Raw genomic sequence first — 12,819 nt, 5'->3', positions numbered from 1 at the left:
TTTATATTCAGGTTTTATTATTTTCTTGCCAATGGTGGCACGAAAGTTAAACCTAAATCCCAAGGTTGTTCAATCCAAGTGTTTTGTGGAATATCAATCACGTAATCATCCACTAACTCAGCACCTGCAGGTTTTGCGAATACCGTGACGAATTTTGCTTTTGGATACATTTCACGAATTGCACGAGCGGTATTGCCGGTATCTACCAAATCGTCTACCACGATCATTCCTTCACCATCACCATCTGCGCGGTGTAATACTTTTAATGCACCTTGTTCATCGTGATCATAACTGGCAATACACACAGTTTCTACGAAACGAATATTTAATTCGCGAGCAAGTACCGCTGCTGGGAATAAACCACCACGGCTTACTGCAATGATACCTTTCCACTGAGTGGCAGGAAGTAAACGTTCCGCTAATTTGCGGGCATGCATTTGGAACATATCCCAAGTCACAACATATTTTTCGCTCATAACAAATACCTTAAACTTTGTCGCTAAATAAAAAAATTGCGGAATTTTAACCTGAAATGGCGTTTTATGCTATGATTTCCGCAAAAATTTTAATGAAAAAAGGAGTTCATTATGTCAGAAATTATCACATTACAACCGCAATTACTTTGGAAATGGTTTGATCAAATTTGTGCGATTCCACATCCTTCACATCATGAAGATGCACTCGCCACTTTTATTGTCAACTGGGCAAAAGAAAAACAATTCTTTGCAGAACGTGATGAAGCCGGCAATGTATTAATTCGTAAACCCGCTACCGCAGGGATGGAAAATAGCCAACCTGTTGTCTTACAAGCACATTTAGATATGGTGCCACAAGCCAATGAAGGCAATCCTCATAATTTTACCCAAGACCCTATTCGTCCTTATATCGACGGGGATTGGGTAAAAGCTCAAGGTACCACACTCGGTGCGGATAACGGTATTGGTTTAGCCTCAACCTTAGCGGTATTAGAAAGTACCGATATTGCACATCCTCCGCTTGAAGTGTTACTCACCATGACTGAAGAAACCGGCATGGATGGTGCTGTAAATCTTCGCCGCAACTGGTTAAAATCAGAAATCTTAATTAATACTGATACCGAAGAAATCGGTGAAATCTATATTGGTTGTGCTGGTGGGGTGAATGCTAATGTTGAACTACCTGTTCACCGTGAAAGCAATTCATTCAGCCATAGTTTGCAAATTAACTTAAAAGGTTTACGCGGCGGTCACTCTGGTTGTGATATTCACACCACACGTGCGAATGCGATTAAAGTATTAGCGCGTTTATTAGCAAAACTTTCACAAAATCAACCGCACTTTGCTCTTGCAGAAATTCGCGGTGGATCAATTCGTAATGCGATTCCACGTGAAGCGGCTACAACTATTTGCTTCAATCATGATGTAGAAAGCGTAAAAAGTGCGGTCAAAAATTTTGAAGTTTTATTGAAAGAAGAGCTTGCTATCGCTGAGCCAAACTTAACTTTAACAGTTGAGCAAGTTGAAAATCCACAACAAACCTTCACGCTTGAAAGCACCCAACAAGTGATTAATTTGCTGAATGTGTTACCAAACGGTGTGATTCGTAACAGTGATGTAATCAAAAACGTCGTGGAAAGCTCATTAAGTATTGGTGTGTTAAAAACCCTTGAAGATAAAATCGAAGGCACAATTCTTATTCGCTCATTGATTGAAAGCGGTAAAGAATATGTAGAAGACACCTTAACCTCACTCGCTAAACTCACTGGTGCAACAGTTGAATTTTCAGGTTCTTACCCAGGTTGGAAACCAGTAAATGACACCGCAATTTTGACATTAATGAAAAAACATTATGCAGAAGTGCTTGGCAAAGAGCCTGAGATTAAAGTGATTCACGCGGGGCTTGAATGTGGCTTGTTGAAAGAACATTATCCGAATATTGATATGATTTCTGTGGGACCAACTATTCGTAATGCGCATTCGCCAGATGAAAAAGTCCAAATTTCAACAGTACAAACTTACTGGGAATTACTCACTAAAGTCTTAGCGGATATTAAATAATCTACAAATAAAAAGGGCTAAATATTACATTTAGCCCTTTGTTTTTTTATCTTTTATAAACTACGTAATGCTTCGATACGTTTTTCAAGCGGAGGATGGCTCATAAAGAGTTCGCTGCGTTTGCCATTAATCATAAAGGCATTAAGTGAACCTTCCATCTCTTGCGGCTCATGAATTTGTTGTAAACGTTGCAATGCCGCAATCATTTTTTCTTTACCAACAAGTTGTGCAGAACCTGCATCTGCGCGGTATTCGCGATAGCGTGAGAACCACATCGCAATAATGCTCGCTAAAATACCAAATACAATTTCTAACACCATTGAAACTAAGAAGTAAATGCCTGAGCTGCGGCTTTCTTCATCGCCATTACGAGAACTTGCCACCACATTAGCAATTACACGAGATAAGAAAATCACAAAGGTATTCAATACGCCTTGTAATAAAGTCATGGTCACCATATCGCCATTCGCAATGTGGGAGACTTCGTGAGCTAATACCGCTTCAGCTTCTTCTTCCGTCATGGAGTTTAATAAGCCTGTACTAATCGCGACTAAAGAATTGTTTTTTGTTGCCCCTGTAGCAAAAGCATTCGCATCATTAGAATGGTAAATCGCCACATCTGGCATTGGGATGCCTGCTTGTTGCGCTTGACGGCGTACCGTTTCTACCAACCAACGTTCAGCTTGATTACGCGGTTCAGTAATCACTTCCGCGCCCACAGAGCGCAATGCCATGGTTTTTGATAAAAATAACGAAATCAATGATCCGGCAAAACCGAAAAGCATCGCCATAATTAAAATGCCACCTGTACTATTTCCTGCAATACCGGTCACATTTAAAATAATCCCTAACACAAGCATCACAGCAAAGTTAGTGGCTAAAAATAAAAGGATTCGCATCATAATAAAGTTCCTCAATAAAATAGAAAGTAAACACTGCAATAATGGAGAATTTTTTACAAAATTCAAGGTTAAACAAATAATTTATTGTAAATCTTCTAAGGTATTAAAATTTACAAATCGTCCTTCTTGTTCGTCAAATTGGACAGCAACCGCGCCATTTTTGTTCATAAATTGTAATAAGCGACGTTCGCCCTCGTTTAAATAAGCACGTAACTTCTCTTTAAGCAGAATAGACATCAAACAAAATGTCGGGTGTTCACGCTCTTTATCTTTTGCATAAGCCATTAAAGTGCGGTCATTTTTAACCGCGCTTTTTAGTTTTTCTAATAAGTTTTGTGGAAAATACGGACTATCACAAGGCACAAAAAGTACAAAATCCGTTTTAGCTTTTTCGAGTGCTGTTAACATACCGCTCAACGGCCCCTGAAAATCAGGCAATTCATCTGAAAATACGGGAAACCCCCATTGAGCATACTCCGTATGGTGACGATTAGCATTAATCGATATATCAACCACTTGGGGTTGTAAGCGCTCAATCACATGACTAATTAACGGTTTATTTTGTAAAAGCTGTAAGCCTTTATCCGCCCCATTCATTCTCCGTGCTTTTCCGCCAGCCAAAATAACCGCACTTATTGTGTATTCCATATTTTCTTATTGCCTTATTTGAAGTATGATCTAGCCTTATTTTTCTCCATTTAAAAGGAAATAGCAATGAAATGTAAGCGTTTAAATGAAGTTTTGGAACTTTTACAACCTTACTGGTCTAAAGACCCAGATCTTAGCTTGCTACAAATTTTGCAAAAAATTGCTGATGAAGCAGGTTTCGATAAGCCCGTGGCAGAATTATCTGATGAAGTGATTATTTATCATTTAAAAATGCATGGCACAGATAAGTTTGAGCCGATTCCAGGTATCAAAAAAGATTATGAAGAAGATTTTAAAACCGCATTGTTAAAAGCGCGCGGAATTATTAAATAAGGAAAACAAATGAAAAAAGTTTTATTTTTACTCGGTGCTTTATTTTCATTTAACGCATTCGCAGCTAATCTAGAAGAAGGTAAACAATACGTTCAAGTGGGTCAAACCGCTTCTGCACAGCCTGAAGTGATTGAATTTTTCTCTTTCTACTGCCCGCATTGCTACGCCTTTGAAATGGAATACCATATTCCAAAACAAGTTGCAGAAAGCTTACCAAAAGGCACTGAATTTAAACAATATCACGTTAACTTCTTAGGTCGTCAATCTGAAAACCTCACTCGTGCATGGGCATTAGCGATGGCACTTGGTGCAGAAAGCAAAGTGAAAGCGCCTTTATTCGAAGCGGCACAGCAAGATAAATTAAGCTCAATGGACGATATTCGTAAAATCTTCATTGATAACGGTGTGACTGCAGAACAATTTGATAACAACATCAACAGCTTTGCTGTAAACGGTTTAGTGAATAAACAAGTGAATGCGGCTGAGCAGTTTAAAGTACATGGCGTACCTGATTTCTATGTAAATGGCAAATATCGTGTAAACCCTGAAGGCTTAAATTACGATGATTTTGTCAAAGATTATGTAGAAACCGTGAAAGGTTTATTGCAAAAATAAAAAAAAATTGGTTTAATGCCTGCCGTTTTTAAATATAAAGAAGAGAGATGATTATGGCTGCTAGTTTCAGTGTTACTCGTCGTTTTTTTGACGACAAAAACTACCCACGCGGATTTTCCCGTCATGGTGATTATACAATCAAAGAATCCCAAGTATTAGAGCAATATGGTCAAGCGTTTAAAGCATTAGATTCAGGCGAACGCAAGCCAGCGACAAAAGAAGAAAAAGAATTTGTTGCTTTTTGCCGTGGTGAACGTGCACCGGAAACTTTCTTCGAAAAAACCTGGAATAAATATCGTACTCGCATTAACACAACAAAACGTGTTTACACCTTATCAGGTGATGTGAGCGAAGCGGCTTCTGGCGGCGAAGATTATTCTGGCGAATAATACACTTAAAAAGGCAGGCAGAAGCTTGCCTTTTGCTTTTTTACTCAATCCCCATGCTTGCCAAGGGCTGTGGGATATTTATCATTCAAACGTAAACATCAATGCAACTACCCGTTTCCCAATATACCGAACTTCTGCAAAAAAAGACTGAAAAACTGACCGCACTTTTGCAGCCTTTTAATGCCCCAGAAATAGCCGTGTTTGATTCGCCGACCAGCCATTATAGGATGCGTGCAGAATTTCGTATTTGGCATGATAAAGGCGATTTTTATCACATCATGTTTGATCAAAGCACCTTGCAGCGTTATCGAGTGGATGAATTCCCGATTGCCAGTGAACTGATAAATCGCATGATGAAAGCCTTACTACCGTTGTTAAAAACGCAGGAAGTATTGCATAAAAAACTGTTTCAAATTGATTATTTGAGCACGCTTAGCAATAAAATTATTGTAAGCCTGCTTTACCACAAGCAACTTACGGAAGAATGGCAAAATGCTGCCGAAAACTTGAAAGGCGAATTACAACAACTTGGTTTTGATGTGCAACTGATTGGTCGTGCGAGTAAACAAAAAATCTGTTTAGAGCAAGATTTTGTCGATGAAGTGTTACCGATAAAAGGACGCAATTATGTTTATCGCCAAGTAGAAAATAGTTTTACTCAGCCAAATGCAGCCGTGAATTGCAAGATGTTGGAGTGGGCGATTGATTGCACTCAAGGTTCTCAGGGCGATTTATTAGAGCTGTACTGCGGCAACGGCAATTTCTCTATCGCCCTTGCACAAAACTTCCGTAAAGTCCTTGCTACCGAAATCGCCAAGCCATCTGTTGCAGCTGCACAATTTAATATTGCGGAAAATGGTATAGATAATCTGCAAATTATTCGTATGTCGGCAGAAGAATTTACCCAAGCAATGAATGGCGTACGTGAATTTAATCGCTTAAAAGGCATTGATTTAAAAGCCTATCAATGCAATACAATTTTTGTTGATCCACCACGAGCAGGACTTGACCCTGACACAGTAAAACTGGTGCAGAATTACGATCGTATTTTGTATATTTCCTGCAATCCACATACCCTTTGCGAGAACTTGCAGACCCTAAGCCAAACCCACCGCATTGAAAAAGCGGCGCTGTTTGATCAATTCCCTTACACAGATCATATGGAAAGCGGCGTATGGCTGGTGAGAAAATAAAAATTCAACTGCTTGCTGAATCGGGAACATTGTCAGAATTGACCGCACTTTGTTCCTCTCTTGGTATCGAGCATTGTACTGAAAGTCCGCTTGCATTGGTACAAACTGAAACCCATCTTGCCTTGCGTAAACTGGATGAACCCAAATTGGGCGATGTGTTTGTAGATTTCGTAGCCGGCGCAATGGCTCATCGTCGTAAATTTGGCGGTGGGCGTGGCGAAGCTATTGCCAAAGCTGTAGGCATTAAGGGCTCAGAATTGCCTTCCGTGATTGATGCCACCGCAGGACTTGGTCGAGATGCCTTTGTTTTAGCTTCTATCGGTTGCCAAGTGCGCTTAGTAGAACGTCATCCAGTAGTATATTTGCTATTGCAGGATGGTCTCAACCGCGCCTATCAAGATGCAGAAATAGGCGAAATGATGCAACAAAATATGCGCTTACTAGATGTTCATCATATTGCCGAACTCAATCCACAAATCGATAGTGCCGATGTGGTGTATTTGGATCCAATGTATCCGCACAAACAAAAATCCGCCCTAGTTAAAAAAGAAATGCGTGTATTCCAACATTTAGTTGGTGCCGATTTGGATGCCGATGAGCTCTTGACACCTGCGCTACAATTAGCCTGTAAACGCGTGGTGGTAAAACGTCCTGATTATGCGGAATTTTTAGCGCAAAAAGCGCCCCATGTTAGTCGTGAAACCAAAAATCACCGCTTTGATATTTATATGGGAGAAGCAAAATGCTAAAAGAAAGTGCCGTTGTGATGAGCTATGATGCGGAAACAGGCCTTGCTAAAGTGAAATGTCAATCACAAAGCGCCTGTGGAGCTTGTTCGGCTAGAGAAGCCTGTGGGACAGCTTCCCTGTCTGAACTCAATGGAAAACGAGGCGAACATATCTTCACGCTCGAAACCATTACGCCACTACGTACAGGTCAAATGGTAGAAATCGGTCTAGAAGAAAAATCCATGTTATTTTCAGCATTGTTAATGTATATCGTGCCGCTTTTCACACTATTGGTTGCAACATTGCTTTCTAACTATATCAGTGAAAATGAGCTCATCCGTGCGATTTTAATCTTTATGTTGACCGCACTTTCCTTTGTCATGGTTAAACGTTACACCCGAAAACTTGGCCAACAAACGGAATTTCAACCTGTATTGTTGAGAGTATTGTCCTAAATAAAAAGCGCGGTTGAAAACAAGTTAATTCTCAACCGCGCTTTTATACTTTAAGCTTATTGCAACTCGAAAGGCCTACATAAAGATGTAGGCTTTTCTTTTTTAATTTGCTTGTGATTTTTTAAGGTCAAATTTGTAAGAAACAAAACCATACAATGTCCAACCGATAAAGGTCACAATTGAACCATATAACATCGCTTGTTCACCAGCTGCATAAAGCGCATAGATACTATAGAGTGAACCGATAAAGGCAACAAAGACGGTTGTTTTATATTTTTGTGGCGCAACATTCTCTGCTTTCAATAACACTGCAAGTGCTGCCATTGAGAGCAAGTATGGAATAACGTTTGTTACTACCGCTAAGTCCACCAACACATTGAATTGTTTATTTAATGATGGGCTGATTGTCATTAATGATAGTAAAGTTTGTAACGCAGTAATGGTCACCATACCAACGATTGGTGCATCTTTACTGGTGACTTTTTTGAAGAATGCTGGGAAATAACCTTCTTCTGCTGAAGATTTAAATACTTGAGCAATAGTGAACTGCCAGCCTAATAATGAACCGAAGCAAGACATCACCATTAAGCCCATGATGACTTTACCGATTGTTTCATCAAACATATGAGCAAAGGCTAAACCGAATGGCGCTGTTGAATTAGCGAGTTCAAGGTTAGGTACAATACCTGCGATCACGTTAGTTGAAACGATATAAATTACCGCTGCCCCTAAAGTACCACCAAGTACTGCGATTGGTACGTTTTTCTCTGGGTTTTCAACCGCATCTGCGTTCGCACAAGCTGATTCTAACCCTAAGAATGCCCATAATGTCATTGAAATAGATACACCGATCGCTTCAAAAGTAGGTACATTGTGTGGGTTCCAAGAATTTACATACATTGTACCATCAAACCATTTCCAACCAATGATTGAAATACCTACCACAGGAATGATTACGCCCCAAATGGTGAATGAACTGATATTACCAGTGATTCTTGCACCACCAAAGTTAAGAACGGTTGCAAGCCAAAGAGTGAAGATGGTCCATAATGCGATAGAAAGTGGAGAAAGGGTTGCACCAAGGAACTCTGAGCCATAACCCACAGCAGAAATTGCGATAGCTGTATTCGCAATAACTAATGATACACCGTAAGTGTAGTTTGCCATGAAGTTACCGGCTTTACCGAAAGAGTATTCCGCATAACCACCCATACCACCAGATTTTTTACTGAACATACCGCATTGTGCGAATGCGTAAGCTAAGGCTGTTGAACCAACGGCTGTTACAAGCCAAGAAACGATGGAAATAGTCCCAATTTCGGCTAATTTGGTCGGTAACATAATGATACCGGAACCCATCATATTAACCATGGTAAGAATGGTGAGTTGTACTACACCAATTTTATTACTTTTAGCACTCATAATTTATACTCCTACAAGTGCGGTCAAAAAATCAGATGTTTTTAACCGCACTTTTTTTGTTTGTGCTGAGAAGGTTATGAAGAAAAACCTCATAACCTCACTTTATTAATAGTCAGTTAAAACATAGCCATATGCACGAGTACGTCCATCAGGGTCTTTTTGTAAGTAAACCCCTTGGATTTCAGGTGCGAAGCCAGGTAGTGTGTTGATACCTTCTTCTAATGCAAGGAAGTATTTTTGTGCAGTTGAACTCCATCTTTCCCCTGGAACCACACATAACACACCTGGAGGATAAGGTAACGCACCTTCAGCAGCCACACGACCAACAATATCTGTTAATGGAACAAGTTCAACTTTGTTACGAACGAATTCAATATTCGCATCGTGTGGATTTAACGCATATTCCGGTAATGTTGCTTTGCGGAATAGGTCTTTTTGAAGTTGTTTTACATTGCGGCTTACATAAAGGTCATGCATTTCTTGGCATAATTGACGGATGGTGTAGCCTTTGTAACGGTCTTCATTGTTTTTATACACAGTTGGCAATACATCTTTTAATAAAGAGTCTTGTTTAATGTGTTTTTCAAACAAGGCGATTTGAGCGACCAAAGTTTGCATTTTGGTGAGGGTTTCTGCCGGAGTGAGCAAGAATAAGATTGAGTTCAAGTCACATTTTTCCGGAATAATACCGTTTTCACGTAAGTAGTTTGCAAGAATAGTTGCTGGTACACCAAATTTTTCATATTCACCGGTTTCTAAGCTAATACCTGGAGTGGTAAGTAAGAATTTACATGGGTCAACGAAGTATTGTTCATCAGCATAGCCTTCAAATTTATGCCATGTATCTGTTGGGTGGAATTTGAAGAATTCGAGATTAGTTGCAATTTCTTCTGTGTCATAATCTTGCCATTTTTTACCTTTAATTGTGGTTGGAATAAATGGACGAATTAATTCACAGTGATTTAATACTAATTTACGTGCTTCAATACCCACTTTCACACATTCATGCCATAAACGACGACCTGCTTCACTACCTTGAATTTTCGCATTCACATCTAATGCCGCAAATAATGGATAGAACGGACTGGTTGACGCATGTAACATAAAGGCATTATTGAAACGTTTGTGGTTTACATAACGATCTTGACCTTTAATGTGTTTATCTTTTTTGTGAATTTGTGAAGTTTGTGAGAAACCTGCTTGTTGTTTATGAACAGATTGAGTCACTAAAATACCCGGGTCATTTTCATTTAATTCAAGCAATAATGGAGAACAGTCTTTCATCATTGGAATGAATTGTTCATAACCTACCCATGCAGAGTCGAATAAGATGTAGTCACAAAGATGACCAATTTTATCTACCACTTGACGTGCGTTATAAATTGTACCGTCATAAGTACCTAATTGAATAACTGCTAAACGGAATGGACGTTTTTGGTTTAATTTTTCAGGTGCAACTTCTTTAATTAATGATTTCAAATAATCTTCTTCGAAGCAGTGACTATCGATACCACCAATGAAACCAAATGGGTTACGTGCAGTTTCTAAGTAAATTGGGGTTGCACCCGCTTGAATTAATGCACCATGGTGGTTTGATTTATGGTTATTACGGTCAAATAATACTAAATCGCCCGGAGCAAGTACTGCGTTTAACGCAACTTTGTTTGAAGAAGATGTACCATTTAATACAAAGTAAGTTTTATCTGCATTGAATACTTGAGCCGCATATTTTTGTGCATCACAAGCTGCACCTTCGTGAATTAACAAGTCACCTAATTTCACGTCAGCATTACAAATATCTGAACGGAAAATGTTTTCACCGTAGAAGTCATAAAGGAAACGACCTGCTGGGTGTTTACGATAGTATTGACCACCTTGGTGTCCTGGACAGTCAAAAGCAATGTTACCCATTTCTACATATTCACTTAACATTTTGAAGAATGGAGGCAACATTTTATCTTCATAAAATTTCGCTGCGGTTTCGATTTGACGACTATAAAGCTTAATGTCATAACCATTTAAATCTTGAATATGATAAATAGCATCATAGAATTTCGGATCAACTTGTTCTTCTTCAGTTTGAACAACAAATACTGGAATACCAAAATTTGTTGCTTGAATACGTTCAAGGTATTCACCTACATCTCCTGCTGTCAACACAATAGCGGCAACATCAGTAAAGTCTGTTTTGGTAATTTCAACTAATTCTCTATTTGTAGAGAAATATTGTTCAACTTTTGGACTATATGCAATTTTTAAGTTTGGCATAATAAACTCCTTTTATTTATTTTTTTGACGTAAAGTTACCCTGCGTTATTAATTTTTAATAACGCAATAGATTTATTTAGAATAAAACAAACCTCTCTAGATTTTTATATAAAAAAACTAAAGTAAGAATTTTTTATTTTAAATTAAATAAGATTAAGTTAATTTCATAAAATATTTCTTGCCTGTTCTAGGCAATGCAAAAATATTCAGAAATTAATCTGTGGAGACTCTCTAAACAGAGAGAACAACTCTGTTTAGAGAGCCGTGTTGGATGGTTTATTTTGAGAAGCAAATAATGAATATGAAAAGCAAGAGCGATGCGACGGCATCATAATATGGCGTGTACGACGGATATGCGCCATCAAAGAACGACCTTTTATCGGATTAAACCGTAAAAGTCTCAACACTTTCGTATGGACGTATCTGTGTATATATGTACGAAGTAGCATAGAAAAATTCCCTCTTTCTATCTAAACTAACCTTTGTTGGGTACATTCTCTGCTTGTGTAAATATCATGTCAATAATATTTTTCAAAAAATGTGATCATTATCAAAAAATAAATTGAATTTTTCACATAAAAATAAAACCACAAAAAGTATGGAAATAAATTATTCTTAAAATAGATGATTAATAAATATACTCATTTATCGAGATCTTTCCTAAGCTAAACTCGCTACCATGACTGCTTTAATCGTATGCATACGGTTTTCTGCTTGATCAAATGCAATATTCATCGGCGATTCAAACACCTCTTCAGTCACTTCAATACCATTTGCTAATTCAGGATACTTTTCAGCAATTTGGTGGCCCACTTTGGTTTCACTATTATGGAATGCTGGCAAACAATGCATGAATTTTACTTTTGGATTACCTGTACGCATCATGAGTTCAGGCGTTACTTGATAAGGAAGCAATAGCTTAATGCGTTCTCCCCAAGCTTCTAATGGTTCACCCATTGAGACCCAAACATCAGTATGCACAAAATCAACGCCGCTTACAGCTTTATCGATATCTTCCGTTACAGTAATCCGTGCACCGCTTTCTTTGGCAAAACCTTTACACATTTCAATAAAACTGGCTTCAGGTAATAGGGCCTTAGGTCCGCAAATTCGCACATCCATCCCGAGTTTTGATCCAATTAGTAAAAGAGAATTCCCCATGTTATTGTGTGCGTCACCAATATACACATAACTTATTTGATGAAGTGGCTTGTCACAATGCTCAATCATCGTGAGAACATCTGCGAGCATTTGTGTAGGATGAAACTCATCCGTTAAACCATTAAACACCGGCACTCCAGCATAATCCGCAAGTTCTTGCACGGTACTTTGTTTAAAGCCTCGATACTCAATCGCATCATACATTCGCCCGAGAACTCTCGCGGTGTCTTTCATGCTTTCTTTATGTCCAATTTGAGAAGAGTTTGGATCGATATAAGTCACTCGAGCACCTTGATCATAAGCTGCAACTTCAAAAGCACAACGAGTACGCGTTGAGGTCTTTTCAAAAATAAGTGCGATATTTTTACCTTTAAGCTGAGGTTGCTCTGTTCCTGCATATTTAGCACGTTTCAAATCACGTGATAAATCTAACAAATGATTAATTTCGCGTTCTGAATGATGAACAAGACTTAATAGGTGTCTATTTTTAAGATTAAAAGCCATAGCGATCTCCTTATCGGATGCCATCAATAAATGCAGGCTACCTTACTATGAATGACTTAATTTCTAGTGGATTGGATAACCTATTTTTGTCCCAAATGCAGAGTTTTGCAACCAAATTCAATCCTTTATTTTGTGATGCTCATCACACTTCATTCCAGAACTTTA

Annotated in this window: 14 protein-coding genes; 7 read left to right on the top strand and 7 right to left on the bottom strand. The window is 38.6% G+C overall.

Annotated features, from left to right (window positions below):
• Positions 1-17: 17 nt before the first annotated feature.
• Positions 18-476, bottom strand: a complete 459-nt coding sequence (gene gpt / locus INP93_RS02805) for a xanthine phosphoribosyltransferase (protein ID WP_049364228.1) — start codon at positions 474-476, stop codon at positions 18-20.
• 111 nt (positions 477-587) lie between these two features.
• Between gpt and INP93_RS02800 the strand changes: the two genes are divergently transcribed.
• Positions 588-2,036: an aminoacyl-histidine dipeptidase gene (locus tag INP93_RS02800; protein WP_197545076.1), complete on the top strand. Its 1,449-nt coding sequence runs from the start codon at positions 588-590 to the stop codon at positions 2,034-2,036.
• A 53-nt stretch (positions 2,037-2,089) separates the two neighbouring features.
• Here INP93_RS02800 and htpX read toward each other — a convergent pair whose 3' ends face one another.
• Together htpX and mobA are read right to left on the bottom strand one after the other, a co-directional pair.
• Positions 2,090-2,941, bottom strand: a complete 852-nt coding sequence (htpX, locus tag INP93_RS02795) for a protease HtpX (RefSeq protein ID WP_192829122.1) — start codon at positions 2,939-2,941, stop codon at positions 2,090-2,092.
• Positions 2,942-3,019: 78 nt separating this feature from the next.
• On the bottom strand, positions 3,020-3,586 hold the full coding sequence (gene mobA, locus INP93_RS02790; RefSeq protein WP_197545075.1) for a molybdenum cofactor guanylyltransferase MobA: 567 nt from the start codon (positions 3,584-3,586) through the stop codon (positions 3,020-3,022).
• A 66-nt stretch (positions 3,587-3,652) separates the two neighbouring features.
• On the opposite strand from mobA, the gene INP93_RS02785 reads away from it, so the two are divergent.
• From INP93_RS02785 to INP93_RS02760, 6 genes are all read left to right on the top strand, one after another.
• Positions 3,653-3,919 (top strand): YihD family protein, encoded by a 267-nt coding sequence (locus tag INP93_RS02785; protein ID WP_005699179.1) that lies wholly within the window; start codon positions 3,653-3,655, stop codon positions 3,917-3,919.
• Between the two features lie 9 nt (positions 3,920-3,928).
• A complete protein-coding gene (gene dsbA / locus INP93_RS02780) occupies positions 3,929-4,534 on the top strand; it encodes a thiol:disulfide interchange protein DsbA (RefSeq protein WP_049370007.1) in 606 nt (201 codons plus the stop codon).
• 53 nt (positions 4,535-4,587) lie between these two features.
• Positions 4,588-4,923, top strand: coding sequence for a MaoP family protein (locus tag INP93_RS02775; protein ID WP_032804166.1), 336 nt, complete (start codon positions 4,588-4,590; stop codon positions 4,921-4,923).
• A 101-nt stretch (positions 4,924-5,024) separates the two neighbouring features.
• Entirely contained in the window at positions 5,025-6,116 is a 1,092-nt protein-coding gene (gene trmA / locus INP93_RS02770) for a tRNA (uridine(54)-C5)-methyltransferase TrmA (RefSeq protein ID WP_197545074.1), read from the top strand.
• The gene (locus tag INP93_RS02765) at positions 6,098-6,865 is read left to right on the top strand and encodes a class I SAM-dependent methyltransferase (RefSeq protein ID WP_197545073.1); all 768 of its coding nucleotides are present in this window, start codon (positions 6,098-6,100) and stop codon (positions 6,863-6,865) included. Before trmA ends, INP93_RS02765 begins: the two co-directional genes overlap by 19 nt.
• Entirely contained in the window at positions 6,859-7,299 is a 441-nt protein-coding gene (locus tag INP93_RS02760) for a SoxR reducing system RseC family protein (RefSeq protein ID WP_197545072.1), read from the top strand. Before INP93_RS02765 ends, INP93_RS02760 begins: the two co-directional genes overlap by 7 nt.
• Positions 7,300-7,401: 102 nt before the next feature.
• On the opposite strand, the gene potE is transcribed toward INP93_RS02760, so the two are convergent.
• The 4 genes from potE to INP93_RS02740 form a co-directional block, all read right to left on the bottom strand.
• Positions 7,402-8,721, bottom strand: coding sequence for a putrescine-ornithine antiporter (gene potE / locus INP93_RS02755; protein WP_049365111.1), 1,320 nt, complete (start codon positions 8,719-8,721; stop codon positions 7,402-7,404).
• Between the two features lie 105 nt (positions 8,722-8,826).
• Positions 8,827-10,989, bottom strand: a complete 2,163-nt coding sequence (speF, locus tag INP93_RS02750; RefSeq protein ID WP_197545071.1) for an ornithine decarboxylase SpeF — start codon at positions 10,987-10,989, stop codon at positions 8,827-8,829.
• Between the two features lie 254 nt (positions 10,990-11,243).
• A complete protein-coding gene (gene speFL, locus INP93_RS09730; protein WP_197545070.1) occupies positions 11,244-11,438 on the bottom strand; it encodes a leader peptide SpeFL in 195 nt (64 codons plus the stop codon).
• A 211-nt stretch (positions 11,439-11,649) separates the two neighbouring features.
• Positions 11,650-12,654 (bottom strand): ornithine carbamoyltransferase, encoded by a 1,005-nt coding sequence (locus INP93_RS02740; RefSeq protein WP_197545069.1) that lies wholly within the window; start codon positions 12,652-12,654, stop codon positions 11,650-11,652.
• Positions 12,655-12,819 lie beyond the last annotated feature (165 nt).

The sequence above is a fragment of the Haemophilus parainfluenzae genome, assembly GCF_014931415.1.
GTDB classification, from domain to species: Bacteria; Pseudomonadota; Gammaproteobacteria; order Enterobacterales; family Pasteurellaceae; genus Haemophilus_D; species Haemophilus_D parainfluenzae_AF.
The sequence above is the reverse complement of the archived record's forward strand: the minus strand, read 5'-3'. Positions and strand labels throughout refer to the sequence as shown.

Coding starts and splice junctions, on each gene's coding strand:
- gpt (WP_049364228.1), bottom strand. CDS start 476: ATGAGCGAAAAATATGTTGTGACTTGGGATATGTTCCAAATGCATGCC.
- INP93_RS02800 (WP_197545076.1), top strand. CDS start 588: ATGTCAGAAATTATCACATTACAACCGCAATTACTTTGGAAATGGTTT.
- mobA (WP_197545075.1), bottom strand. CDS start 3,586: ATGGAATACACAATAAGTGCGGTTATTTTGGCTGGCGGAAAAGCACGG.
- INP93_RS02785 (WP_005699179.1), top strand. CDS start 3,653: ATGAAATGTAAGCGTTTAAATGAAGTTTTGGAACTTTTACAACCTTAC.
- dsbA (WP_049370007.1), top strand. CDS start 3,929: ATGAAAAAAGTTTTATTTTTACTCGGTGCTTTATTTTCATTTAACGCA.
- INP93_RS02775 (WP_032804166.1), top strand. CDS start 4,588: ATGGCTGCTAGTTTCAGTGTTACTCGTCGTTTTTTTGACGACAAAAAC.
- trmA (WP_197545074.1), top strand. CDS start 5,025: ATGCAACTACCCGTTTCCCAATATACCGAACTTCTGCAAAAAAAGACT.
- INP93_RS02765 (WP_197545073.1), top strand. CDS start 6,098: ATGGCTGGTGAGAAAATAAAAATTCAACTGCTTGCTGAATCGGGAACA.
- INP93_RS02760 (WP_197545072.1), top strand. CDS start 6,859: ATGCTAAAAGAAAGTGCCGTTGTGATGAGCTATGATGCGGAAACAGGC.
- potE (WP_049365111.1), bottom strand. CDS start 8,721: ATGAGTGCTAAAAGTAATAAAATTGGTGTAGTACAACTCACCATTCTT.
- speF (WP_197545071.1), bottom strand. CDS start 10,989: ATGCCAAACTTAAAAATTGCATATAGTCCAAAAGTTGAACAATATTTC.
- speFL (WP_197545070.1), bottom strand. CDS start 11,438: ATGCTACTTCGTACATATATACACAGATACGTCCATACGAAAGTGTTG.
- INP93_RS02740 (WP_197545069.1), bottom strand. CDS start 12,654: ATGGCTTTTAATCTTAAAAATAGACACCTATTAAGTCTTGTTCATCAT.